General features: G+C 69.9%; 17 protein-coding genes and 2 pseudogenes. 8 read left to right on the plus strand and 11 right to left on the minus strand.

The annotated features are described in order from the left end of the window. Positions 1 to 247: 247 nt before the first annotated feature. From OHB41_RS46585 to OHB41_RS46615, 7 genes are all read right to left on the minus strand, one after another. Complete coding sequence (locus tag OHB41_RS46585; RefSeq protein ID WP_266707899.1) at positions 248 to 2,794, minus strand: DUF4118 domain-containing protein; 2,547 nt, start codon at positions 2,792 to 2,794, stop codon at positions 248 to 250. A gap of 124 nt (positions 2,795 to 2,918) precedes the next feature. Then, positions 2,919 to 3,602, minus strand: a complete 684-nt coding sequence (locus OHB41_RS46590) for a response regulator (protein ID WP_266707901.1) — start codon at positions 3,600 to 3,602, stop codon at positions 2,919 to 2,921. Positions 3,603 to 3,726: 124 nt separating this feature from the next. Further along, positions 3,727 to 4,395: a potassium-transporting ATPase subunit C gene (locus OHB41_RS46595; protein WP_266707903.1), complete on the minus strand. Its 669-nt coding sequence runs from the start codon at positions 4,393 to 4,395 to the stop codon at positions 3,727 to 3,729. Between the two features lie 5 nt (positions 4,396 to 4,400). After that, the gene (kdpB, locus tag OHB41_RS46600) at positions 4,401 to 6,533 is read right to left on the minus strand and encodes a potassium-transporting ATPase subunit KdpB (protein WP_266700717.1); all 2,133 of its coding nucleotides are present in this window, start codon (positions 6,531 to 6,533) and stop codon (positions 4,401 to 4,403) included. Continuing rightward, on the minus strand, positions 6,530 to 8,194 hold the full coding sequence (kdpA, locus tag OHB41_RS46605) for a potassium-transporting ATPase subunit KdpA (protein ID WP_266707905.1): 1,665 nt from the start codon (positions 8,192 to 8,194) through the stop codon (positions 6,530 to 6,532). Before kdpA ends, kdpB begins: the two co-directional genes overlap by 4 nt. Before the next feature lie 8 nt (positions 8,195 to 8,202). Continuing rightward, positions 8,203 to 8,292: a K(+)-transporting ATPase subunit F gene (gene kdpF, locus OHB41_RS46610; RefSeq protein WP_033264828.1), complete on the minus strand. Its 90-nt coding sequence runs from the start codon at positions 8,290 to 8,292 to the stop codon at positions 8,203 to 8,205. A gap of 299 nt (positions 8,293 to 8,591) precedes the next feature. Next, the gene (locus OHB41_RS46615) at positions 8,592 to 10,433 is read right to left on the minus strand and encodes an APC family permease (RefSeq protein ID WP_266707907.1); all 1,842 of its coding nucleotides are present in this window, start codon (positions 10,431 to 10,433) and stop codon (positions 8,592 to 8,594) included. A 301-nt stretch (positions 10,434 to 10,734) separates the two neighbouring features. On the opposite strand from OHB41_RS46615, the gene OHB41_RS46620 reads away from it, so the two are divergent. Further along, a complete protein-coding gene (locus OHB41_RS46620) occupies positions 10,735 to 11,292 on the plus strand; it encodes a hypothetical protein (RefSeq protein WP_266707909.1) in 558 nt (185 codons plus the stop codon). Positions 11,293 to 11,391: 99 nt separating this feature from the next. Here OHB41_RS46620 and OHB41_RS46625 read toward each other — a convergent pair whose 3' ends face one another. The 3 genes from OHB41_RS46625 to OHB41_RS46635 all read right to left on the minus strand — a co-directional run bounded on the left by OHB41_RS46625 (position 11,392) and on the right by OHB41_RS46635 (position 16,839). Then, on the minus strand, positions 11,392 to 13,269 hold the full coding sequence (locus OHB41_RS46625; protein ID WP_266707911.1) for an NAD-binding protein: 1,878 nt from the start codon (positions 13,267 to 13,269) through the stop codon (positions 11,392 to 11,394). 209 nt (positions 13,270 to 13,478) lie between these two features. Next, a complete protein-coding gene (locus tag OHB41_RS46630) occupies positions 13,479 to 14,228 on the minus strand; it encodes a DUF4118 domain-containing protein (protein ID WP_266707913.1) in 750 nt (249 codons plus the stop codon). A 67-nt stretch (positions 14,229 to 14,295) separates the two neighbouring features. Then, a complete protein-coding gene (locus OHB41_RS46635; RefSeq protein WP_266708381.1) occupies positions 14,296 to 16,839 on the minus strand; it encodes a sensor histidine kinase in 2,544 nt (847 codons plus the stop codon). A 258-nt stretch (positions 16,840 to 17,097) separates the two neighbouring features. On the opposite strand from OHB41_RS46635, the gene OHB41_RS46640 reads away from it, so the two are divergent. Together OHB41_RS46640 and OHB41_RS46645 are read left to right on the plus strand one after the other, a co-directional pair. Next, positions 17,098 to 18,690 carry a Na+/H+ antiporter gene (locus tag OHB41_RS46640; protein ID WP_266707915.1) on the plus strand — a complete coding sequence of 531 codons (1,593 nt, stop codon included), beginning with the start codon at positions 17,098 to 17,100 and terminating at the stop codon, positions 18,688 to 18,690. A gap of 199 nt (positions 18,691 to 18,889) precedes the next feature. Next, positions 18,890 to 19,060 carry a hypothetical protein gene (locus OHB41_RS46645; protein WP_266707917.1) on the plus strand — a complete coding sequence of 57 codons (171 nt, stop codon included), beginning with the start codon at positions 18,890 to 18,892 and terminating at the stop codon, positions 19,058 to 19,060. 59 nt (positions 19,061 to 19,119) lie between these two features. On the opposite strand, the gene OHB41_RS46650 is transcribed toward OHB41_RS46645, so the two are convergent. Beyond that, entirely contained in the window at positions 19,120 to 20,532 is a 1,413-nt protein-coding gene (locus OHB41_RS46650; RefSeq protein ID WP_266707919.1) for a GlnX family signal transduction membrane protein, read from the minus strand. An 802-nt stretch (positions 20,533 to 21,334) separates the two neighbouring features. Here OHB41_RS46650 and OHB41_RS46655 point away from each other — a divergent pair. The 5 genes and pseudogenes from OHB41_RS46655 to OHB41_RS46670 form a co-directional block, all read left to right on the plus strand. Next, positions 21,335 to 21,646 (plus strand): annotated as a pseudogene (locus tag OHB41_RS46655) (potassium-transporting ATPase subunit B); the annotation flags it as partial. A 329-nt stretch (positions 21,647 to 21,975) separates the two neighbouring features. Beyond that, the gene (locus OHB41_RS46660; RefSeq protein WP_266707921.1) at positions 21,976 to 22,794 is read left to right on the plus strand and encodes an SDR family NAD(P)-dependent oxidoreductase; all 819 of its coding nucleotides are present in this window, start codon (positions 21,976 to 21,978) and stop codon (positions 22,792 to 22,794) included. 31 nt (positions 22,795 to 22,825) lie between these two features. Then, entirely contained in the window at positions 22,826 to 22,903 is a 78-nt protein-coding gene (locus OHB41_RS52825) for a 50S ribosomal protein bL37 (protein ID WP_451289919.1), read from the plus strand. 59 nt (positions 22,904 to 22,962) lie between these two features. After that, positions 22,963 to 23,790: a GNAT family N-acetyltransferase gene (locus OHB41_RS46665; RefSeq protein ID WP_266707923.1), complete on the plus strand. Its 828-nt coding sequence runs from the start codon at positions 22,963 to 22,965 to the stop codon at positions 23,788 to 23,790. 91 nt (positions 23,791 to 23,881) lie between these two features. After that, positions 23,882 to 24,591, plus strand: a pseudogene (locus tag OHB41_RS46670) (IS5 family transposase). The last annotated feature ends 213 nt before the right edge of the window (positions 24,592 to 24,804 follow it).

Consider the following 24,804-nt stretch of genomic DNA (forward strand, 5'->3'; position numbering starts at 1 on the left):
GGCGCGCGGAGGAGTACGACGACGACCGTTCGGCCTTGCCGGTTCCTGGCATCGACAGACCGGGCATCGTCAGCCCAGCGCATTTCAAGGCGCGGCACCATTGTGTCCAGAATGGACAACAACCCTCACTGGACCGGAGCCTTCACCCGCTGAGCCCGGTCCTGTTCCCATCGAGGAACGACCACGGCAGGACTGCCAGCGTGCCGACCACCCGCCGGTAAGGTCCCATTCGCCCCTGGTCGGACTGCTAAGAGGTGGCGGTCACCGGAAGGTCGGGGCGCATCGGCTCGATGCCGGACGCTGTCGGGAGGGTGAGCACCATGGTGAGGCCGCCACCGGGGGTGTCCTCGACGGCGAGGGTTCCGCCCATCGCCTCGGCGAAGCCGCGGGCGACCGCCAGGCCCAGACCCACCCCGGCGCCACGGGGTGCGTCCCCGTACCGCTGGAAGGGTTCGAAGATGCGGTCCTTGGCCTCGTCCGGAATTCCCGGGCCTCGGTCCACGACCCGGACCTCCACCCGGTCTGCCATCGCGGACGCGGAGACCAGGATCCGCTCGTCGGAAGGGCTGTATTTCACGGCGTTCTCAACGAGGTTGGCAACCGAGCGTTCCAGCAGGCCGGGGTCCACGGCGACCATCGGCAGCGTCTCGGGGATGTCCAGCATCACGCTGCCCTCGGGGACCCCGCCGAGCGCCATCGGCACCACCTCGTCGAGGTCGATCTCGCGGATCAGCGGAGTGACCGTGCCCGTCTGGAGCCGGGACATGTCCAGCAGATTGCCCACCAGGTTGTCTAGGCGGTCGGCACCGTCTTCGATGCCTTCGAGGAGTTCCGCCTTGTCCTCCTCCGACCAGGCCACATCACCTGACCTGAGCGAGGAGACCGCTGCCTTTATCCCGGCCAGCGGCGTACGCAGGTCGTGGCTGACCGCGGCCAACAGCGCCGTGCGGATGCGGTTGCCCTCGGCCAGCGCACGGGACTGGTCGGCCTCCGACTGCAGCCGCTGGCGGTCCAGGACCACCGCGGCCTGGGCGGCGAACGCGGCGAGCACCCGCCTGTCCTCCGCCGGCAGCACCCGCCCCGAGAGCGCCAGTGCCATGCGGTCGCTGACCGGCACGTCGACGTCCGCGTCCTCCGGCCGCGCGACCGCCGTTCGCGTGCCCACGCTGCCCGCGCAGGTCCATGGATCGACGTCACTGGCCCGCTCCAGCAGGGCGACCGAGTCCATGCCGAAGGTCTCCCGGACCCGCTCCAGCAGCGCCTCCAGGCTGGTGTCCCCGCGCAGCACACTGCCCGCGAGAACGGAGAGGATCTCCGACTCGGCGCGCAGTCGCGCCGCCTGCTGGGTACGCCGCGCGGCGAGATCCACCACGGAGGCCACCGACACGGCCACGCCGACGAAGATCGCGATGGCGACGATGTTCTTCGGATCGGCAATCGTCAGGGTGTGGACTGGCGGGGTGAAGAACCAGTTGAGCAGCAGGGAACCCACAAACGCCGAGGCCAGCGCCGGGTAGAGGCCGCCCAGCAGGGCGGCGGCCACCGTCATCGCCAGGAAGAGCAACATGTCGTTGGCCAGGCCGACTTCGGGCGCGACGCCGACCAGCAGCAGCGTGAGGAGGGCGGGGCCGGCCACACCGACCAGCCAGCCCCAGACGACCCGGGACCGACCGAGCCGTGTGGTACGGGCTACCGGCAGCCCGCGTCCCTTGCCCGCCTCGTCGTGCGTGATCAGGTGGACGTCGAGGTCGGGCCCTGACTCCCGGGCGACCGTCGCGCCGACGCCCGGCCCGAAGACGTACTGCCATCCCTTGCGTCGGGACACCCCGAGGACGATCTGGGTGGCGTTCACCCCGCGCGCGAAGTCCAGGAGCGCCGTCGGTACGTCTTCCCCGATGACGTGGTGGAAGGTGCCGCCCAGCTCCTCCACCAGCGTGCGTTGGACCGCCAGTTCCTTCGGTGACGCGGAAGTCAGGCCGTCGCTGCGGGAGATGTAGACGGCCAGCACCTCGCCACCCGCGCCCTTCTCCGCGAGGCGCACGGCACGGCGGATCAGCGTGCGTCCCTCGGGACCACCGGTGAGGCCGACGACGATCCGCTCACGGGAGCCCCAGATCTTCGAGACCTGGTGCTCGCTGCGGTACTCGTTCAGGTACTCGTCGACCCGGTCGGCCACCCACAACAGCGCCAGCTCGCGCAGCGCGGTCAGATTGCCGGGGCGGAAGTAGTTGGACAGCGCCGCGTCGACCTTGTCGGGCTTGTAGATGTTGCCGTGCGCCATACGGCGGCGCAGGGCCGGCGGGGACATGTCGACCAGTTCGATCTGGTCGGCCCGTCGTACGACCTCGTCCGGGACCGTCTCCTGCTGTCGGACACCGGTGATGGACTCGACGACGTCGCCCAGCGACTCCAGATGCTGGATGTTGACCGTGGTGATGACGTCGATGCCGGCGGCGAGGAGTTCCTCGACGTCCTGCCAGCGCTTGGCGTTGCGGGAGCCGGGGATGTTCGTGTGGGGCAGCTCGTCGACCAAGGCCACTTGGGGCTGCCGTGCGAGCACCGCGTCCACATCCATCTCCGTGAAGACGGTGCCTCGGTACTCCAACTCCTTGCGGGGGATCTGTTCCAGACCGTGCAGCATCACCTCGGTGCGCGACCGGTGGTGGTGCTCCACGAAGGCGACCACGCAGTCGGTGCCCCGCTCGACCCGGCGGTGCGCCTCGGAGAGCATCGCGTACGTCTTGCCGACCCCCGGTGCCGCACCGAGGTAGATCCGAAGCTTGCCGCGTGCCATCTTCTCTTCTCTTCGTCTCTACGGGCGGGGCCGTGGGGTGCCGGGGCCGGTCTCGAAAGGAATTCGGTCAGGAATTTCGGTCAGGAACCCAGCCAGGAATCCGGTCTGGGACTCATCCAGGGGCTCACCTTTCGAAGCGGTAGCCCATGCCGGGTTCAGTGATGAGGTAGCGGGGGTGAGCAGGGTCCATCTCCAGTTTGCGGCGAAGTTGGGCCATGTAGACCCGGAGATAGTTGGTCTTGTTGCTCTGAGAGGCGCCCCACACCTCCTGGAGCAGGTGCTTCTGCGTGATGAGCCGGCCGGGGTTGGTGACCAGGACCTCCAGCAGATGCCACTCGGTCGGCGTGAGGCGTACATCGTGCCCGCCCCGTACGGCCTTCTTGGCGAGCAGGTCGATGGTGAAGTGCTCCGTGGTGACCAGGACGGTCTCGGGGGCCAGTGGAATGTCCTCGGTGCGGCGGACGGCGGCGCGCAGCCGGGCGAGGAGTTCGTCCATGCTGAACGGCTTGGTGATGTAGTCGTCGGCGCCCGCGTCCAGGGCCGCGACCTTCTCGTCGGAGGCCCGGCGGGCGGACAGGACGAGGATCGGTACGCGGGTCCAGCCGCGCAGGGACTTGATGACGTCCACGCCGTCCATGTCGGGCAGTCCCAGGTCGAGCAGGACCACGTCGGGCTGCCGGGCGGCGGCGATGCGCAGTGCGGTGGTGCCGTCGGGGGCCGGGTCCACTCCGTACTGGCGGACCTGCAGGTTGATCACGAGGGCCCGGACGAGCTGAGGGTCGTCCTCCACCACCAGTACCCGGGTCATCGTTGTGCGCCTTTCCTGTCGTACGGCGGCCCGGAACGATGCGGAACCGGTTTCGTGGCTGCGGGAGTTGGCAATTCGAGGAGTATCCTCGGTCGCCAACTCCCGTGCGGTGCGTCTAAAGCCATCAGCTCTTCGCCACGAGTGCCTTGAGCGCGATGTTGAGTTCGAGGACGTTGACGCGGGGTTCGCCGATGAAGCCGAGGGTGCGGCTGTCGGTGTGCTCGTCGACCAGCTTCTGCACCTGGGCGACGGACAGGCCGTTCTTCTCCGCGATCCGGTGGACCTGGATGTCGGCGTACTGGGGGGAGATGTCCGGGTCCAGGCCGGAGCCGGAGGACGTCACCGCGTCGGCGGGCACGTCGGAGGGTTTGACCGTGTAGCCGTTCACCGAGTTGTCCTTGACGACGGCCTTCTTCGCGGCGGTCACCCAGTCGATGAGGTCCTTGTTGTCGCCCGACCGGTTGGTGGCGCCGGACAGGATCAGCTTGTACTGCGTGTTGACCGAGTTCGTCCCCAGACCGTTGGCGGGGCGTCCCTGGAACCACTTCAGGTCGGCGTCCGGCGTCTCCTGACCCTTCTTCAGCGGCAGGTTGTAGGACTGGCCGATCAGCGAGGAGCCGACGACCTTCCCGTCCGCCTTGATCTCCGAGCCGTTGGCCTTGTCGGAGAAGAGGCCCTGGGCGACGCCGGTGACGGCGAGCGGGTAGATCACCCCGCAGACGACGGTGAGGACCAGCAGGGCCCGCAGGCCGGCCCAGAGCAACCGGGCCGTGTTCGTAACCGAGTTGTTCATGGCGATCAGCCGATTCCGGGGATGAGGGAGATGAGCAGGTCAATGATCTTGATGCCGATGAAGGGGGCGATCAGGCCGCCGATGCCGTAGATCCCGAGGTTGCGCCGCAGCATCCGGTCGGCGCTCATGGGCCGGTACCGCACACCCCGCAGGGCCAGCGGCACCAGCGCGATGATGATCAGCGCGTTGAAGATGACCGCCGACAGGATCGCGGAGTCGGGCGAGGACAGGTGCATGATGTTCAGCTTGTCCAGGCCCGGGTAGACCGCCGCGAACAGCGCCGGGATGATCGCGAAGTACTTCGCGACGTCGTTGGCGATGGAGAACGTCGTCAGCGCGCCCCGGGTGATCAGCAACTGCTTGCCGATCTCGACGATCTCGATGAGCTTGGTCGGGTTGGAGTCGAGGTCGACCATGTTGCCGGCCTCCTTGGCGGCCGACGTACCCGTGTTCATCGCCACGCCGACGTCCGCCTGGGCCAGCGCGGGGGCGTCGTTGGTGCCGTCGCCGGTCATCGCGACCAGCTTGCCGCCGGCCTGCTCACGCTTGATGAGCGCCATCTTGTCCTCGGGAGTGGCCTCCGCGAGGAAGTCGTCGACGCCGGCCTCGTCCGCGATCGCCTTGGCCGTCAGCGGGTTGTCACCCGTGATCATGACCGTGCGGATGCCCATCCGGCGCAGCTCGTCGAACCGCTCGCGCATGCCCTCCTTGACGACGTCCTTGAGGTGGATCACCCCGAGGACGCGCGCGCCCTCGGTGTCCTCGACGGCCACCAGCAGCGGGGTACCGCCCGCCTGGGAGATGCGGTCGGAGAGGGTGGCGGCGTCCGCGGACACCTCGCCGCCCCGCTCCGAGACCCAGGCCACGACCGAACCGGCCGCACCCTTGCGGATCATGCGCCCGTCGACGTCCACACCCGACATCCGGGTCTGGGCGGTGAAGGCGATCCACTCGGCGCCCGCGAGTTCGCCCTGGTGGCGCTCGCGCAGCCCGTACTTCTCCTTCGCCAGGACGACGATGGAGCGGCCCTCGGGCGTCTCGTCGGCCAGCGAGGAGAGCTGGGCGGCATCCGCCACCTCCGCCTCGGTCGTGCCGGTCACCGGCACGAACTCCGAAGCCTGACGGTTGCCGAGCGTGATGGTGCCGGTCTTGTCCAGGAGGAGGGTCGACACGTCGCCCGCCGCCTCGACCGCACGGCCGGACATGGCCAGCACGTTGCGCTGCACCAGTCGGTCCATGCCCGCGATACCGATCGCCGAGAGCAGCGCGCCGATCGTCGTCGGGATCAGACAGACCAGCAGGGCCACCAGCACGACCATGGTCAGGTGCGTGCCCGCGTAGTCCGCGAACGGCGGCAGGGTCGCCACCGCGAGCAGGAAGACGATCGTGAGGGACGCGAGCAGGATGTTCAGCGCGATCTCGTTCGGGGTCTTCTGCCGGGCCGCGCCCTCGACCAGGGCGATCATCCGGTCGATGAAGGTCTCACCGGGCTTCGTCGTGATCTTGATGACGATCCGGTCGGAGAGGACCTTCGTACCGCCGGTCACAGCACTGCGGTCGCCGCCCGACTCCCGGATGACCGGAGCCGACTCACCCGTGATGGCCGACTCGTCGACGGACGCGACGCCCTCGACGACGTCACCGTCGCCGGGAATGATGTCGCCCGCCTCGCACACGACCAGGTCACCGACGCGCAGTTCGGTGCCGGGCACCTGCTCCTCGGCGGAGCCACTCAGGCGCCGCGCGACGGTGTCCGTCTTCGCCTTGCGCAGCGTGTCCGCCTGGGCCTTGCCGCGGCCCTCGGCCACCGCCTCCGCCAGGTTGGCGAAGATCACGGTCAGCCACAGCCAGGCGCTGATCGCCCAGCCGAACCAGTCGCCCGGGTCCTTGAAGGAGAAGACCGTCGTCAGGACCGAGCCGACCAGCACCACGAACATCACGGGCGACTTGACCATCACCCGCGGGTCGAGCTTGCGGAAGGCGTCCGGCAGCGACCTCAGCAGCTGCTGCGGGTCGAACAGACCCGCACCGACACGGCCTTCGTCGGACTTGTGGCCGGTCGGCACATCACTGTGCGGCGCCCGGGTCGGAGTGGCTGTGGACATCTCGTCCTCTTGGTTCGTTACGTCGGTGGTCATGACGCCAGCCCCTCGGCCAGCGGACCCAGCGCGAGCGCCGGGAAGTAGGTCAGACCGGTGATGATCAGGATCGCGCCCACCAGCAGACCGGTGAACAGCGGCTTCTCGGTGCGCAGGGTGCCCGCGGTGGCGGGGACCGGCTTCTGCTCGGCGAGCGAGCCCGCCAGCGCCAGCACGAACACCATCGGCAGGAACCGGCCCAGCAGCATCGCGAGACCGATCGTGCTGTTGAACCACTGCGTGTCCGCGTTCAGACCCGCGAAGGCCGAACCGTTGTTGTTGGCGCCCGAGGAGTAGGCGTACAGGATCTCGGAGAATCCGTGCGCCCCACTGTTGGTCATCGAGTGGCCCGGAGTGGGCAGCGCCATCGCCGCGGCGGTGAAGACGAGCACCAGAGCCGGGGTGATGAGGATGTAGCAGGCCGCGAACTTGATCTCACGGGTGCCGATCTTCTTGCCCAGGTACTCCGGGGTGCGGCCGACCATCAGACCGGCGATGAACACCGCGATGACCGCCATGATCAGGATGCCGTAGAGCCCGGACCCGGTACCGCCCGGCGCGATCTCGCCGAGCTGCATGCTCAAAATCGTGATGCCGCCGCCGAGACCGGTGAACGACGAGTGGAAGGAGTCCACCGCACCGGTCGAGGTCAGGGTCGTGGACACCGCGAAGATCGAGGACGCACCCACACCGAAGCGGCTCTCCTTGCCCTCCATCGCACCGCCGGCGATCTGGAACGCCGGGCCGTGGTGGGCGAACTCCGTCCACATCATCAGGGCGACGAAACCGACCCAGATCGTGGCCATGGTGGCGAGGATCGCGTAACCCTGCCTGAGCGAGCCGACCATCCGGCCGAAGGTGCGGGTCAGCGCGAACGGGATGACCAGCAGCAGGAAGATCTCGAAAAGGTTCGTGAACGGAGTCGGGTTCTCGAAGGGGTGCGCGGAGTTGGCGTTGAAGTAACCGCCACCGTTGGTGCCCACCTCCTTGATGGCCTCCTGCGAGGCGACCGCGCCGCCGTTCCACTGCTGCGAGCCGCCCATGAACTGGCCCACCGAGTGAATCCCGGAGAAGTTCTGGATCGCACCGCAGGCCACCAGGACGACCGCGGCCACCACCGAGAGCGGCAGCAGGATACGGATCGTGCCACGCACCAGGTCGGCCCAGAAGTTGCCGAGCTCACCGGTGCGCGAACGCGAGAAGCCGCGCACGAGCGCGACGGCCACCGCGATACCGACAGCAGCGGAGACGAAGTTCTGCACGGCCAGACCGGCGGTCTGCACGACGTGGCCCATGGCCTGCTCGCCGTAGTACGACTGCCAGTTGGTGTTCGTCACGAAGGACGCGGCAGTGTTGAACGCCTGGTCCGGGTCGATCGCGGAGAAACCGAGCGAGCCGGGCAGATGGCCCTGGAGCCGCTGCAGCAGATAGAGGAAGAGGACACTGACCGCGGAGAAGGCGAGGACACCACGCAGATACGCGGGCCAGCGCATCTCCGTGTTCGGATTGGCACCGATACCCTTGTAGATCCACTTCTCGACACGCCAGTGCTTGTCGGAGGAGTAGACCTTGGCCATGTAGTCGCCAAGCGGGATGTAGGCGAGAGCCAGCGCCGCTATCAGGGCGAGAAGCTGGAGCACGCCGGCGAGGACGGGACTCATGTCGAGACTCAGAACCTCTCCGGGAAGACGAGGGCGAGGACGAGATAGCCCAGCAGGGCGACGGCCACGACCAGGCCGACAATGTTCTCGGCGGTCACAGCTTCGTCACCCCCTTGGCGACGAGGGCCACCAGCGCGAACACCGCGATCGTGGTGACAACGAAGGCCACATCGGCCATCGTGAGCTCCTGGATGAGGTTCGGAATAATGGAACGGACGGGTAGAGGAAACCGCCTCTCTGGCCGATTTCGAGCGCCGTTGACGCCTCCTATACGGAGCCTCGTACACCTTTGACGGAACTCTTACGGCCGACTCATCCATCTGCGGGAACCCATAGCCTCGTCCGCCTGAAACGCCGAGAACCCGCGCCAACGGGGTGTGGGCCGTCAAGGTGAGCGTCACGAGAGCCGGAACCTCAACCGGCAGATCGCCGCGTCCGTGTCCCTCCGCACCGCGTGGGCGACGACCGCGCCCCGCTGGTTCTGCAGCAGCCGCTGCCACAGGCGGTCGGGCTCGACCTCGGGGATCAGCACGGTGATGCGGGTGCCGGGCTCGTAGACCGCTGTACGACGCACATACGACGCTACAGGGCGGCCGAGTGCCCGGCGCTCGGAAGCAAGCCGAACGAGTGGGACCCCGGGGTTCCACTCCTCCCAAGCGCGCTCCAGGGCCGCGACCTGGGCGCGGTCCTCGGCGTCGGGATGGCACACGGTGACGGCGCGCACCTCGTCACCGAGCGACGTGGCGGCGTTGATCGCCTCGCAAGTGAGCCGGGACAGGTTCGACACGGGCACGATCACCAGTGAACGGTCGCGGTGCGGCGGCTCGGGAACGCGGCCCAGGCCCAGTCGCTCCCCGATCATGGCGTACGCCCGGTGCACCGTCTCGAAGGCCGCCACCAGCAGCGGCACGGCGATCACTATCAGCCAGGCACCCTCCTCGAACTTGGTCGCCGTCACCACGACCGCCGAGACACCGGCGAGCACGGCACCGAAAGCATTCAGCAGAGCCTTGCCCCGCCACCCCCTCCCCCGCTCACCACGCCAGTGCCGGACCATCCCGACCTGCGCGATCGTGAAGCCGATGAAGACGCCGATGGCGAAGAGCGGCACCAGGGTGTTGGTCTCGCCGCCGGAGAACACGAGCAGGGCCGCCGACACCAGGGCCAGCACGAGCACACCGTGACGGTGAACCTGCCGGTCTGCCTTCAGGGCGAAGACGTGCGGAAGGTAGTTGTCGCGGGCCAGCAGCTTCAGCAGCACGGGCAGGCCGCCGAAGGAGGTGTTCGCGGAGAGCGCCAGCAGGATCATCGTGGCGAACTGGATGACGTAGAAAGCCCAGTTGTGGCCGAGCGAGGCGTCCGCAAGCTGAGCGAGGACCGTGACGCCCTCCACCGGCTGGAGGTGGAAGCGCGAGATGAGCACCGACAGGCCGACCAGCATCACCCCGAGGACGGCCCCGAGCGCCACCTCCGCCCGCTGGGCCCGGCGCACCCGCGGGACGCGGAAGGACGGCACGGCGTTGGCCAGCGCCTCCACACCAGTGAGCGCGCTGCACCCGGAGGCGAAGGCCTTCAGCAGGAGCAGCGTGCCCACGGTCGTGGCGTTGTCGGCGAGAACGGAGGCATGCCCGGCCGCGGCCGCGGTGCTGACGGGCGCGGACCGAAAGAGACCGACAGCGATGAGCACCAGGATCGACACGACGAAGACCGCCGTCGGCACGATGAACGCGCGCGCCGACTCCACGATGCCACGCAGGTTCACGCCCGTGATCAGCACCAGCACGGCCAGGCACAGCCACAGCCGGTCGCCGTACAGCTCAGGGAACGCCGAGGTCAGCGCCGCCACCCCGGCGGTGACGGCGACCGCCACGTTGAGCACGTAGTCCAGGACCAGCGAGGCCGCAGCCACGAGACTCGTACGCGCGCCCAGGTGGGTTCTGGCCACGGCGTACGACCCGCCGCCGTCCGGGAATGCGGCGATCACCTGCCGGTACGAGGCGACCAGCACCGCCAGCAGCCCGGCGATGGCCAGCGTCACAGGCAGCGTGAAACCGAGACCGTGCGCGCCCGCCGCGGCCAGCACCAGGACGATCGCCTCCGGGCCGTACGCCACGGACGCCATCGCGTCCAGCGACAGCGCGGCCAGACCTGTGACGGCGGTGAGGCGATGGGGCTCGCCGCTATCCGGCGGCTCCTCGTCCGCGGGGGCTGCGCCGGGCGCTGCGGTCAGGACAGACATGGGGCACGGGCTCCTTCACGAACTGCACGAAAAAGCCCGCGCACGCGGGGAGGCGGTGCGCGGGTGCGTCCAGGTTCTGTCCATGTCCGGCAGGCTCCGACCCTTCCTTGCGCCTTCTTCGCGCCGAACCCCTGGACCTTGACGCGGCCTTGACGGCCGCGTGCCCCACACGACTCCCGCCCGGGCGAATTCCGTCCCCACGGCACGCACCACAACCTGGGCGTCAAGGACGCGCAGAGCGCTCATCAGAGTCGCGTCAAAGTGTGGGGGCCTGGTTCTCCGGGTCTCTACCGTCGGCATTATGGGACGCCGCAACGACGCGCGACACGACGCGGTCCACATTCCTGCAGAGCCACCCGCGGAGGTGACGCACGACCGCCGCTGGGCAGGGGATCTGCGCAGCTCGATCCGCTGTGCGGCCGCACTCCTCACCTTTCTGCTGCTGATCGACTGGGGAGCAGGCACATTCACCCCCCTGCGCGGCGCGCTGTGGGCCGGGCTCGGTGCACTCCTGTTCCTCGTGCTGTACCCGCCCAGGGTCAGCGTGGGCGAAGGCTGGCTGGCCTCACACGGGCCGCTGCGGAAGCGGCGGGTACGAACCGACCTGCTGGTGTCGGTGCGCTGTCTGGACGGCGTCTCGCAGCGGCTCCTCCTGCGGGACATGTTCGGCGCGCGGGTCGAGATCAACCCCCAGGTCCTGGTGAACAACCCCGAGCTGTGGCACCGCCTGGACGAGGACGCCCAGAAGTCGGCGGCGTCCGGATCACTCACCTGCGGGGCGACCGCGCTTCGTAAGGTCTCGGAACGGATCGATCGCGAGACCGCCCTGACTGTGTTCAAGGTCTCCGGCCTGGACTGAGCCCCCCCCCACTCCCGTCCTCGCGAACGCGCACACGGCAGGCGGGGCGGGCGGGCGGGCGGGCGGGCGGGCGGGCGGGCGACGGTAGCCACACCATCCTCATCCCCGTCTGTCCACCGGATGTGGCTGCACCCCGGTCATGAGGAAGTCCAGACCGCGCCGCGTCGTCGCCAGCACGACTCGGTCGCCCGCCCGAAGCACCCTCCCGTGCGGCGGACGCCAGTCGAAGCCGGGCCGGCGGGACCGGATTCCGGCGAGGGTGTCCCCGGAGGACGACGCGGGGTGCGCCGCGGCGGAACCGACCGCCAGGACCCGCCACTCGTGCTCCCGAAACGCCTCATGGACCGAGCGTCCCTCGAGCTCGGGGTGCCCGGCCACATCGACCACCGTGAACAGCAGCGAGCCCCGCTCGACCGGCATCACTCCCAGCACATGGCGGCCCATCATGGCGGCGGCGAAGGAGGGCGCGGCGAGCGCCGAAACGCTGCGGCTGCGGGTGGGCGCGTCGGGGTAGGAGGCGCGCAGGGTATGTTGCACGGTGGCGGCGAAGTCATCGTCGTACAGCCGCATCACCACCCGTACACCCGGGTTGGCCTCACGTGCGGCCATCACGATGTCGAGGTTCTCCCCGTCGTCGCGGGAGAGGACCAGCAGCGACTTGCTGTGCCGGATGCGTGCCCGGTCGAGGACACCCGGCACTCCGGCGTCCTCCAGGACCAGCGGTACGCCCAGTTCGCGGGCGAGGGCGACACCGCGCGCGTGCGGGTCTCGTTCGACCGCGACGACCTCGTGATCGGTGGTGCACAGCTGTGCGAGCACCCGGGTGCCGATCTTGCCGAGACCGACCACGACGATGTGACCCGTCAGGTCGCCGGCGGGCGGGTGGCCGGCGGAGGCGGTGCGGAACGCCTCGGTGGCGTTCATGGTGGCGGCCACGACAAGTGGGAGTACCGCGAGTCCGACGAAACCCGCGATCAGTTGCAGCACCCGGCGGGCCACGGCCTCTCCGGTGGCAGGGTCACCCATGGTGAAGATGTCCAGCAGCGGCAGGTAGACGTTCTTCCACCATGGATGCTCGTCGGCGAACAGCGCCGTGGCGGCCGTGAGCGCCAGCACGATCGCGGCCAGCGCCCCGAAGACCGCGAGGACGTCGCGGGAGAGGAAGACCCGCCACGGCAGGTGCGCGAGCCGCGCCCGCAGCCAGCTGCCGACAGAGCCGCGCCGCTCCCTGGCGGCCGGTTCGGGCGCGTGGTGATGGGTGACCTCCTCGAACATCAGCCGGCCGTGCGTGAACTGGCGGTGGTAGGCGGTGCGGGTGTCCGGCAGCAGCTGCGTGCCGTCCTCTCCCGGCGTTTCGGCGCTGTCCTCGCTCGCCGGGTCGTCCTCGTGCGCGCCGGAGAGCACTGCGAGCGTGGCCAGATCGGTCGATCGGGACGCCGACCCGGCGGGCCGCACGACGCCGCGGAATACCTTTCCCTCGATCTGGAGGGTGTGGCCGTGGCCGACCGTGGCGGCAGCCACCAGTTCAGGCACGGCGGTGTCGGCGTCGGACAGCACCGTGGTGGACATGTCCGGCCGGGGATCGTCGTCGCCCCCGCCCGTGAACTCGGCGGCCGCGCGGTCGAGAAGGCGCTCCAAGTGGCGGCCGCGCTCACGGTTGAACATGCGGATGACCAGGCGTATGGAGGGGTTGAGGCCCCTGGCCATGAGCGCCGCGGTCATGTTGACCTGGTCGTCGCGATAGGTCAGCGCGAGGGCCGCGGCCCGCTGCACGCCCGCTGCACGCAGGGTCTGTTCATCCGGGTGCGTCGACACCAGCAGCTCGATGGGCGAGTGCGGATCCCGGTGCAGTGCGGCGATCTCCGCGCCGTACTCATCGCGCCGGGAGCGTAATACGACGGTGACGGCCTCGCCGCACACGGCGTCCAGTTCGACGGCGAGCCGGTGTGCGAGCCCGTCGTCGCCGCAGATCACCATGTGCTGAGAGCGGGGGCCAAGTTCCGTATGAAGGTGAAGAGTTGACGTCACACCAGTCAAGAACGGCAGCGCGGACGCACCCGGTTCCGGGTGGGCAACGGTTCGGCGTCAACGTTCCGTATGCGTCCGTCATCTCGTCCCGTATGCGTCCGTCAGCCGTGCCGACGTGACTGCTGCCCTGGCATCGCACGCCCACACACTCCCCGGTGTCAACCGTCCTTCGCCGGTCCCGCCGTGTTGAGGGCCGCGCCCGTCTGATCCGCGAGGGTGACCGCGACCAGACGGGCCTGGAGCGGGGGTACGGGGCCCGGGCCGGGGGTGAGCATGAAGCGGCCGCGGTACTGGCCGTTGCCGTACGTACGCAGCTCGATCTCGCCGTCCGGCCAGCCGCTGGCGTCGACATCCCAGCGCCGCCGCCCGACCGCCACGTTCCCGCTCTGTTCCAGGCGTGGCGGCTGGCCCATGAGGGTGCCGTACTCGAAGCGGCAGCCGCGCAGATCGAGCAGTTCGGTCAGTTCGCGACGGACGTGGTCGACCACGGTGTCCGAGGACTTCGCCGACTGGGCGAGATCGGCCGTCTCATGGAGACGGGCGAGGTAACCCGCGTCCGTCACGATGATCACTTCGAGGCGGAGTGCGCGGGCGGCGAGCTGGGACACGATCAGGCCGACAACCAGCAGCAGGACGCCCGTCTCGATGTCGCCGGCCGCGGTGATGTCGAAGGTCTGGTACGGACGGGTGAGGAAGAAGTCGAACCAGGCCGCGGCCGAAAGCGCCGCGAGCGCGCCTGCCAGGCGGTTCCCGAGGGCGGCTACCGCGACGACCACCACGACCAGGATCAGCGCCGCGTTCGCGCGCGAGAGATCCGTACGGAAGGGCACCAGGACGAGCGCCACCAGGAAGGGGGCCACAAGGCCCGCCACCAGGGCGAGCCGGTCCCGGAGCGGATAACCGGTCATCACGCCGTCACCTCCCTCGCTCGACGCGACGGCTCCGAGCCCCGCGTCCTGGTACGCCTTTCGGGGCTCATACGCTGCCTCCTACGCTCTGCGTACCACCAGGGTGCTCCGCCCGCTCGGCGAAGGGCAGGGACAGCACCATGGTCAGGCCCCCGCCAGGAGTGTCCTCCGGGGTGAGCGTGCCGTCCATCGCCTCGGTCAGGCCCCGCGAGAGTGCCAGGCCCAGACCGAGTCCGGTGGTGTTGTCGGTGTCGCCGAGGCGTTGGAAGGGTTCGAAGAGACGCTCGCGGTCGGTGGGCGGCAGGCCGGGGCCCCGGTCGACGACACGGACTTCGACGCGGCCCGCGTGGGCGCTGGCGGTCAGCAGTACCTTGCGCCCGGCCGGACTGTGCCGGGCGGCGTTGGCGACGAGGTTGGCGATCACCCGCTCCAGCAAGGGCGGGTCGGCCAGCACGGCCGGAACCTTCTCCAGGTCCCCTACCTCGACTTCGGAGGTGTCGGCCAGCGCGGCCGGGAGAACCTCTTCCAATGCCGTGGCCCGCAGGTTCAGCGTGAGCGCCCCCGCCTGCAGACGGCTGAGGTCGAGCAGGTTCTCCACCAGCCGGTTCAGCTTGGCCATCGACTCGTCGGCGGTGGCGAGGAGTTCGTCGCGGTCCGCGGCGGAGAACTCGACGTCACGGCTGCGCAGCGAGGCGACGGCGGCCCAGCCGGCGGCGAGCGGGGTGCGCAGGTCGTGGCCGACCGCCCGCAGCAGCGCCGTACGCATCCGGTCGGCGGCCCGGACCGGCTCCACCTCGGCGGCGGCCTCCGCGAGCCTGGCCCGCTCGACGGCGGACCCCACATGCGCGGCGAAGGCCGCAAGGACGCGCCGCTCGGACGACGGAAGGGTGCGACCGCGCAAGACCAGGAAGGCGCCGGGCCCCGCGGGCACGGCCGTGACGCCGTCCTCTCCGGGCGGCTCGTCCACCAGCTCCGCGGAGTCCATCCCGAACGTCTCGCGGGTCCGTTCCACCAGCGCCGGGATCGTCGCACCCCCGCGCACGATGGTGCCGGCGAGCGAGGACATGGTCTCCGCCTCCGCGGTGGCACGGGCCGAGCGCCGCGACAGGCGCAGGGAGCGATCGACGACGCCGGCGACCACGGCGGCCACCACCGCGAAGACCGCAAGGGCCAGCAGCGCGTTCGGATCGTCGAGGGTGAACCGGCCGACGGGCGGGATGAACCAGTAGTTGAGCAGCAGCGACGCCGTCACCGACGCGATCACCGCCGACACAACACCGCCTATGCAGGCCACACCCACCACGGTGAGCAGGAAGAGCAGGGCCTCGCTGGTGAGGTTGAGTCTGTCGCGTGCCGTGTCCGGATTCAGCAGGAGGGTGAGTGCCACGGGCAGCAGCAGTCCGGCCACCGGGCCCGCGATTCTGCGTACGGTCGAGAGGGTACGGCGGCGGGAGGGCAGCAGCGTGCCGCGTCCGGCGCGTTCGTGCGTGACCGTGTGGATGTCGATGTCACCGGAGAGGCCGACGACCGTCTCGCCGGTGCCGCGCCCGGTGACGAAGCGTTCGAGGCGGCCGCGGCGGCTGGTGCCCAGGACGAGTTGGGTGGCGTTCTCCACGCGGGCGAACTCGACCAGGGCGGTGGCCACGTCGTTACCGACGACCGAGTGGTAGCTCCCGCCGAGGTCCTCGATGAGCCGCCGCTGCCGGGCCAGGGAAGCGTACGAGGCGCCCGCGGCGAGACCGTCACTGCGGGTCACGTGTACGGCGAGCAGATCGCCACCGGCCGACCGGTCGGCGATGCGTGCGGCCCGCCGGATGAGGGTGTCCCCCTCGGGCCCCCCGGTGAGCGCGACCACGACCCGCTCCCGGGTCTCCCACACCCCGCCGATGCCGTGCTCGGAGCGGTACGACTGCAGCGCCTCATCGACCCGGTCGGCGACCCACAGCAGGGCGAGCTGGCGCAGGGCGGTCAGGTTACCGGGGCGGAAGTAGTTGGCGAGGGCGGCATCGACCTTCTCGGGCGCGTAGATGTTGCCGTGCGCCATCCGGCGGCGCAGACCCTCCGGCGGAATGTCCACGAGCTCGATCTGCTGCGCCCGTCGTACGACCTCGTCGGGCACCGTCTCGCGCTGCGGCACCCGCGTGATCTTCTCGACGACGTCGTTGAGGGACTCCAGGTGCTGGATGTTGAGCGCCGTGATGACGTCGATCCCGGCGGCGAGCAGCTCCTCGATGTCCTGCCATCGCTTGGGGTTGCGGCCGCCTCCCGGCACGTTGCTGTGGGCGATCTCGTCCACCAGCGCGACCTGCGGACGCCGCGCGAGGACCGCGGCCAGATCCATCTCCTCGAACTCCCCGCCACGATAGGCGCAGGGCGCACGCCGGATGACCTCCAGGCCGTCGAGCATCGCCTCCGTGCCCTGGCGCCCGTGGCACTCCACGAATCCCACCACCACATCGGCGCCCCGCGCCGCCCTGCGTCGCCCCTCGTCGAGCATGCGGTAGGTCTTGCCGACCCCCGGGGCCGCCCCAAGGTAGACCTTCAGCAGACCGGGCCGTACGTCACCCGCACCGGGCCATACCTCACCCCCGCCGGTCCGTACGTCACTCATATCGGTCCGTACGTCACTCATCGCAGCCGAGGCGCTCCGCTCACTGGAGATCAATTCCCCGCAGGGAAGGGTTGCTTCCCCCTACCGAAGCGCTTGTGCGAGTCGTTCGGCGCCCTCATTGACGCATCCTTGGCGCCGGTCACATGGACGTTGACACTGCTTTGACGGGCCCTGGCCCGATAGGGTGAAAGCGGTGTGCCGGGAAGTCTGGTCGGCAGGGAGCCCACAAGGTCTCCTTCTCATGACCAAAGGGATGGCATGCGCAGTGTAGGGACAGTCCTGGCTCTCGTGGTCCTCGCCACCGTGGTGGCCACCTTCGCGCGCCGCTGGCGGATCCCCGCGCCCTCCCTGCTCGTGGTCGCGGGCCTCGCCGTCGCGCTGCTGCCGGGCACCCCGGAGATCCAGATCAGCCCCGAGATCATCGGCCTCGTCGTACTGCCACCACTCCTGTACGCGAGTGCCGAGGAACTGCCCTGGCGCGAGCTGCGCGCCGTGTGGAAACCCGTCGGGGTGCTGTCGATAGGGCTGGTCCTGGCCTCGGCGGCCGCGGTCGGGGCGGTCGCCTCCCTGGTCACGCCCCTGTCGTGGCAGATGGCGTTCGTACTGGGCGCGGTACTCGCGAGCACCGACCCGGTGGCGGTCACCGCGCTCGGCAGACGGCTGGCGCTGCCACCCAAGGTCCAGGTGCTGGTCCAGGCCGAGAGCCTCTTCAATGACGCGACCTCCCTCGTCCTCTTTCGGGTCGCGGTGAGCGTCGCCGTGGCATCGGCGGCCGTTGGCTGGGGTTCGGCAGCGGGAGAGTTCGCGCTGCTGGCGGGCGGCGGCATGGTCATCGGTGCCGCGGTCGCGGGCGTGGTGACGCTCATCCGGCGGCGCACCGAGGACCCCGTCCTGGAGACCGTGATCGCCCTCGTCACCCCGTACGCGGCCTACGTCCTGGCCGAGGCCGCGCACGCATCGGGTGTCACCTCCGTCGTGGTGGCCGGGGTCGTCCTCGGCGGCCGGGGCGACCGCCTCACCAACGCCCGCATTCGCCTCCAACTGCACGCCGTCTACGGAACGGTGGTCTTCCTTCTGGAGAGCGTGGTGTTCTCGCTCATCGGGCTGGCGCTGCCGGCCCAGGTGCGGGCCCTGTCCGACGGCAGTCGGGCCTGGCCGCTGTACGCGCTCGCCGTCGCCGCCACGCTGATCACCATGCGCATGCTGTGGCTGGCGCCCCTGTCGGCCGTGGTGCAGCGCAAGGGGGGGATCCAGCGTATGAACTGGCGGGTGCCGGTCGTACTGACCTGGGCGGGCACTCGGGGCGTAGTCCCCCTGGCCGCCGCCCTGTCCATCCCGGTGACCACGCAGGCCGGGGACGCTCTCTCGGAACGCCCCCTCGTCCTCGTCCTGACCACCTCGGTGGTGGTCGTCACGCTCGTCGTCCAGGGCTTCACACTGGCTTCCGTCGTCCGTCGCTCGGGCATCGCCCTCGAACCCGACCACACCGAACGTGAGGAGGCCGCGGCCCGCTGCAGCCTGGCGAACGCGGGCCTGAGCCGCCTGGAGGAGATCTCCGAGCTGGAGGCCGTCCCCGACGTCGTCCTCGACCGCCTCCGCCGAGGCCTGACGGCCCGCCTCGACGACGCGAGCGATCGCCTCGGGCAGGCCGACGGCGACGGCACTCCGCCGGAATCCGCCGACCTCACCTACCGCCAGCTACGACGCGACCTGATCACGGTCGAGGAGGCCGAGCTCCAGCGCCTGTACGACCAACACCGCATCAGCGACACGACCCGCCGCCGCCTGCAACGCTCGCTGGACCTGGAGGAGGCGCGGCTCGCGGACGCTTACGCGCCACCCCGCGATTGATCTTGAGGTGTGCCGGTCTGGAGGCTCGGCTGGAGGGTGATTCGGCAGCCAGGCGTGCGGGTCGGCAGCGACCACGCCGGCCGACCGCCTTCGGTACGGCTACTGGCCGAAGCAACTCCCGGCAGGTGGGCCACACATCGGGCCGATCGGCTGCCCAGCACAACTCCGTTTCTTCCCCGGCCTTTTGGCGGGGGACGCCGTGGGCGCCCAAGGAACGTGGCTCACGACGGGGAACCCCTTCCCCTTCCCCTTCCTCGACGAGGAAATCGTCATCAGCGATGTGCAGGACTCGCTGTCGGAGTTCGTCGAGGCGACGGCCACGAAGCTCGGCGTGCCTGGTGTTGCCGCCCCACAGAACCACCCGCCGTAAGCCGGCCCGCCACAGAGCTCGTGCGTGTTCGCACGATGGCGCTGAGCGCTCCGCGCACTTCAGCGGAACTCGGCAAGCCGCGGCCGCAGCCCGAGGGCGGTGAGCGCGGCCGCCGAGACGAGGGCTCCCAGAGCCCCGGGCAGCAGATCCCCCACTGCCGAGCGGCCGGACTGAACCGAGGCGGTGAAGTGCTGGCGGTTGATGTCCGTCACCTTGTCCAGCGCCGTCATCCACGCCCCGAAGTGCGCGTTCGACGTGCCCGCCTCCCAGCCCATGCAGAACGCGACGGCCTCACGCTCCTCGCCCTGCGCGAGCAGGGCGCGGATCTTGCGGTCGTCGCGCTGGTATATGGCGTACGTCTCGACCGTCTTCTCCGCCGCGGCCCGCTCGCCGGCGAAGGTGATGTTGTCGAGTTCTCGCCGGAACTCGCCGGTGAAGCGCAGGTCGCCGTGGTCGGAGCGGTACGACTGCCATGTCGTGGCCAACTCGTCGTCGTACGTGGTGAGCCTCGCGCCCTTGAGCCCGTACAGCTCCTGCGACTTGGTGAGAAAGGCCTGCGCGTACTGGTCGCGGCGCTCGGGGTCGAGGAGGTAGCGGCTCTCGTCGGCGTTCGCGTCGTAGGCGATCGCGCGGGCGCGGGAGAGCGCGACGACGGAGTCGAACGCATCACGCCGTGCCCCGCGCAGGTGCTCGGCGGTGGCCGACAGCGCCTGGACACCGAGAAGGATGGCGAGCACCGCGCACACCGTGGCGGCCAGGACGCCGGGGTTGAGGATCCGGCGGAAACGGCGGGCCAGGTACCACTGGAGGACGCCGAGCGAGACGAGGAGCAGTACGCCGAGGACAACGACGACGGCAAGCTGGGTTGCCAGGGTCGAACGGGCTTGTTCGTATCGCGTGTTGAAAGCGCTGTTGTTGGAATCCACCAGCTTCCGTGCGCCTGGCAGGAGGTGATTCTGCAGCAGGTCGGTGGCCTTGCGGTAGTCCGCGAGCGCGGCCGGTTTGCCGCCGGTGCGGCCGTCGTTCTCCAGGGCGCGGCCTATCAGCTCCTGGTACTCGGCGAAGTCGTCGGTCAGGGACTCCACGGTGTGTTCGTCGGCGCGGTCGCCCTGGGCGGCGACGGCGAGCGTGCGCAGGTCGTGGCCGATCGCGCGCCGCGCGCCCCCGTAGAAGCCGACCGCCTTCTCGTACGGCGTCGCCAGACGTCCCTTGCCCGCGTCGCCGCTGGACAGCAGGATGTTGGCGGCCTGCGCGTCCATGTCGTTCAGGGCGAGGTCGAGGTCGGCGGCGCTGGTCGTACGCGTCGCGTCGCGGCCGGCGACAGTGTCCCAGTTGCTGGTCGCAGCGAGCCCGGCCAGCGCGAGCAACAGGGCCAGGGCAGCGGCGAGCGAGACCGTGACCACGCGCAGGAGACGCAACCGCGCGGGCAGGGAGGCCCAGTAACGGCGGCGCAGAGCGGCCCACGCGGCCACGGTCTCGCGACGGGGGCGACGCCCCGGGCCACGCGGCCGCGGCCCCCTTCCGGACCGCGGCCCGGGTCCACCCCCGGGTCGGACGAGCGGTCTGTGCTGTGGCTGTGCGCTGGTCCCGGCCCCTGCCTCAGGACTGCGCGTGGTACCGGCCGTGATCGTCACGAGCCCTCCAACCGTCACGCCACGGACGGTCGCCCGTGTCCCCGTGCCGCTCAGTCTGAGACCGGTTTCGGCCACCGACGTCGTCCGTTGATGTTCTCCTGACGCCATATCAGGTGACCTTGACGGCACCTTGACGTCGCCCCGACCGGCCGTAAGAGAGGCGCAAATTCCAGGCTCGGCCGGGCGGTTGGCAGGTGCGGCCAGGCTAGATTTCCCCTCGGCCGCCGGGGAGACCTCGGACGTCAGTGGCATGACGGCTTCACCCCGGAAGCACCCTCGGATGCCTTCCTCGCCCGAAGGCATCCGAATGGCCTCCCCCGGCGGCCGAGCACGCGGCGGCGTTCTCGTCGTCATCGCGCCGCCGACGCCCGTGCTCAGCTCTGCGGTGCCGGGACCCCCGGCATCGCAGGGCCCGGCGGCCACCACACGCTCTCTCGGCCGACCGGTCACCGGGGTACCTCTGTGCGCGTGGGCCGGTTCCCACCGAGGCTCGAAGGTCCCCAAGTTCTCCGCCGCTCCCCAGCAAGCTCCGCCGTCCCGCCCTCAGCGCGCGCCCCGGCCCGGATCGGCGGGAGGGGTGAAACGCCGGGCGCCGAGTGGGCTGTTCGAACCCACCCGGTTCGTGCAGTCCCTCCCTGAGGCGGAGTACTTCGCGATCATCCCGGCCATGTCCGCGATGGCCTACCCGGGCCTGAAGTCGCTCAACATCATGGGCCTGTACACCCCCACGTCCGCGATCACCTCGGCGATCGTCTTCAACGCGCTGATCATCGTCGCCCTGATCCCGCTCGCGCTACGGGGCGTGCGCTACACGCCGTCGTCGGCGCACGACCTCCTGCGGCGCAACCTCACGCTGTACGGCCTCGGCGGACTCGCCCTGCCCTTCGTCGGCATCAAGCTGATCAACCTGCCGATCTCCGGAGTGCCCGGGCTGGGACGCGGGGGCTCCTGATGGCCGAACGAAGCCCGTCAAGAAGAGGTCTGCGCACGTCAGGGGCGCGTCAGAGAAGGGAAGTTGTGCTTGTCCGGGACTTGCGGGACGGGTTCCATGGGACCCGTGAACAGCGCATGGCTTCTCTTCGACCGGCCGCCGAGTACCGGCGCGGCCCGTTGTGCGCCTCGCTGCCCGGCAACGCCCGCGTCCGCTCTCCGCTGACGCCGACGCGTCGTCCGTAGCCCTCGGGGCGCCGTGATTCGTTCCGGCGCCCCGTTCTTCGTATCCGCACATGTTCGGCGTCCCCGCGCAGGGGCCGCCGACGTGCCCACAACCCCGGATGGACCATGTCTGACCACGACCTCTCCCCTCTTCCCGGCCGCACCGTCCTCGTCACGGGGGCCACCTCCGGCATCGGCCTGGAGACCGCCCGGCAGCTCGCCGAACGCGGTGCCACCGTGCTGCTCCACGGCCGCACCGACGAGGAGGCGCGCGCCGCTGCCGACCGCCTGGTCGCCACGGTGGGCATCGACGCCGCCCGGCTCCGCCCCTTCGCAGCAGACTTCACGCACCTCGACGAGGTCGAGTGCCTGGCGAACCGTGTCGTCGCCGAGCACCCGCACCTCGACGTCCTCGTCAACAACGCGGGCATCGCGGCGCCCGAGCGGCACACCGTCACCACAGACGGCAACGAGATCGCATTCCAGGTCAACTTCCTCGCCCACTACCTCCTGACGTGCCTGCTGGAACCGGCACTCACCAGCGACCCCGGCGGCCGGGTCGTCAACGTCTCGTCGTCCCTGCACCGCACCGCGAACATCCAGTGGAACGACCCGAACCGCGCCCGCCGCTACTCCCGGCTCGCCGCCTACGCCCAGTCGCAACTGGCGCTCACCGTCTTCGCCGCCGACCCCCGCGTCACCGCGGTCTCCGTCCACCCCGGCATCTGCGACACGGCACTGATGCCCCTGTACGCGCACGAAGGCGTCACGCCGGCCGAGGGCGCGACGAACGTGGTCCGCCTCTGCGACCCGGCCGTCGAGATCGTCAACGGCGCCTACTACGACCGAGCCGAACGCGTCGAACCGGCCCCGGCCGCCACCGAGGACCGCACGGTCAAACGCCTCAACAAACTCGCCGACCTGCTCGTCGGCCGCACCGCTTGAACTTCTCTTCCACACCACGGAGTTGATGCCCATGTCGAAGCGCGCCCGCAAGAAGAGGGCCCGCCGCAAGAAGAAGGCGAACCACGGCCGCAAGGCGGGACAGAACTGAGCCCCAGGGGCGACCCCACCACTCACCGGGGTCGCCCCGACCCAGTGAAAGGCGACCCCGTGATCCAACTCCTCCCCCGCCAACTTCCCGCCCTCTCCCGGTGGTTCCCCGCCGCGGCGCCCGGCCCCGCCGCCCTCGCCGAACACGCCCTGGCGACCGGAACCGGGCAGTGGTGGGCCGACCGGCCGGTGCACCCACGCACCGTCGCCGTACGCTGCGGTGACCACGCCCTGCTGCGCGGTGACCCGGATGCCCTCACCGCCGGGGACCTCACGCCGCTGGCCGACTGCTGCATCGACGCACCCGACCGCTTCCTCCCCGCCCTCGGCACCGCATTCGACCAGGTCATCCCGTGGGAGCGCATGGTGTATACCCAGCGCACATCGACCACCTCCACACCCCGTCTCCCGTGGGGCGTGACGCTGCGACGGCTGACGCCCGAGCACGCCCCGGCCCTCGCCGAACTCGGCACGGACACAGCTTGGATCCACGGCACATGGGGCGGACCGACCGCTCTCGCGGCCTCCGGTCTGGGCTGGGCCGCCTTCCACAAAGGCCGCGTCCTCGCCGTCGCCTGCGCCCACCTCCTGAGCAGCAGATACGAGGACATCGCCTGCGTCACGGTCCCCGAGCACCGGCGCGAACACCTGGCCATCGCCTGCGTCACCGCCCTGTGCACGGACATCGCGGCTCGCGGCCACACCCCGAGCTGGTCCTGCTCCCGCGACAACCGCCCCAGTCGCCTGCTCGCCTGGACCGCCGGCTTCCGACTGGAGCGCGAGTACGTCCACTACGTGACGGGAAGTCCTCGCGGCACGACCGCCTCACCGCATAGACATAGAAGCCACACCACCGCAGGGCCCCAGACACCGCGCGCAGGAAAGTGATCCGAAGTGACCGGGGTTCCCCTCCTCACCCTGCCGATCCTCGACCGGATCGCGGGCCGGTTCCGCCGGGTCGAGCCTCGGGCGTCGGCCCGTGCTTACCTGTTCGGACTTCTGTCCGGCGTCGAGAGGAAGAACTGCTGGCAATCTGGACGACCGGAAGGTACTGTCCGGCATCCTGTTCGTGCTCTACACCGGCAATCCGTGGGAGTTCCTGCCCCAGGAACTGGGCTTCCGCTCCGGCATGACCTGCTGGAGGCGCCTGCGTGACTGGAACGACGCGGGTGTCTGGCAGCGTCTACACGAATCGCTGCTGGCCGAGCTGAACGCCGCCGGCGCCCTGGACTGGTCCAGGGCGGTGATCGACGGATCCCACGTACGGGCCATGAAAGGCGGCCCAAAACCGGACCGAGCCCGGTCGACCGTGCCCGAACAGGCTCCAAGCACCATCTGATCACCGAAGGGCACGGCATCCCGCTGGCCGCCTCCCTGACCGGCGGAAACCGCAACGACGTCACCCAGCTCATCCCATTGATCCAGGCCGTCCCACCGGTGCGCGGCCGACCCGGACGGCCCCGCCGACGCCCTGACCGTCTCTATGCCGACCGGGGCTACGACCACGACAAGTACCACAAGCAGGTCCGGGCGGTCGGGATCACGCCGGTCATCGCCCGCCGCGGCACCGAACACGGCTCCGGGTTGGGCGTCCACCGGTGGGTCGTCGAGCAGAGCTTCGCACTCCTGCATTGGTTCCGCCGGTTACGCATCCGCTGGGAGATACGCGACGACATCCACGAAGCCTAATTCGTTCTCAGCGGCCCATACAGAGCGGTTGTCGCTCCAGCGGGCTGTTCGAGTACGGGACTGCGACGCCTCCGGCGAACCGGGTTCATTGAGACCTCCGCATAGAGCGGCGTGCAGCCCCCCGTGCTCGTGGTGGTGGTCGCGTGGGCGTCGGACGGATTCCTACACGAAGCCTGGCTTGAGAAGCCTTGAGCGAAGAGCGAAGCGCTCGTG

Source organism: Streptomyces sp. NBC_01571 (assembly GCF_026339875.1).
GTDB lineage: Bacteria > Actinomycetota > Actinomycetes > Streptomycetales > Streptomycetaceae > Streptomyces.

What these genes read in the sequence shown, in the direction of transcription:
- OHB41_RS46585 (WP_266707899.1), bottom strand. Translation starts at nt 2,794, where the DNA reads ATGGCACGCGGCAAGCTTCGGATCTACCTCGGTGCGGCACCGGGGGTC.
- OHB41_RS46590 (WP_266707901.1), bottom strand. Translation starts at nt 3,602, where the DNA reads ATGACCCGGGTACTGGTGGTGGAGGACGACCCTCAGCTCGTCCGGGCC.
- OHB41_RS46595 (WP_266707903.1), bottom strand. Translation starts at nt 4,395, where the DNA reads ATGAACAACTCGGTTACGAACACGGCCCGGTTGCTCTGGGCCGGCCTG.
- kdpB (WP_266700717.1), bottom strand. Translation starts at nt 6,533, where the DNA reads ATGACCACCGACGTAACGAACCAAGAGGACGAGATGTCCACAGCCACT.
- kdpA (WP_266707905.1), bottom strand. Translation starts at nt 8,194, where the DNA reads ATGAGTCCCGTCCTCGCCGGCGTGCTCCAGCTTCTCGCCCTGATAGCG.
- OHB41_RS46615 (WP_266707907.1), bottom strand. Translation starts at nt 10,433, where the DNA reads ATGTCTGTCCTGACCGCAGCGCCCGGCGCAGCCCCCGCGGACGAGGAG.
- OHB41_RS46620 (WP_266707909.1), top strand. Translation starts at nt 10,735, where the DNA reads ATGGGACGCCGCAACGACGCGCGACACGACGCGGTCCACATTCCTGCA.
- OHB41_RS46625 (WP_266707911.1), bottom strand. Translation starts at nt 13,269, where the DNA reads ATGGTGATCTGCGGCGACGACGGGCTCGCACACCGGCTCGCCGTCGAA.
- OHB41_RS46630 (WP_266707913.1), bottom strand. Translation starts at nt 14,228, where the DNA reads ATGACCGGTTATCCGCTCCGGGACCGGCTCGCCCTGGTGGCGGGCCTT.
- OHB41_RS46635 (WP_266708381.1), bottom strand. Translation starts at nt 16,839, where the DNA reads ATGAGTGACGTACGGACCGGCGGGGGTGAGGTATGGCCCGGTGCGGGT.
- OHB41_RS46640 (WP_266707915.1), top strand. Translation starts at nt 17,098, where the DNA reads ATGCGCAGTGTAGGGACAGTCCTGGCTCTCGTGGTCCTCGCCACCGTG.
- OHB41_RS46660 (WP_266707921.1), top strand. Translation starts at nt 21,976, where the DNA reads ATGTCTGACCACGACCTCTCCCCTCTTCCCGGCCGCACCGTCCTCGTC.
- OHB41_RS52825 (WP_451289919.1), top strand. Translation starts at nt 22,826, where the DNA reads ATGTCGAAGCGCGCCCGCAAGAAGAGGGCCCGCCGCAAGAAGAAGGCG.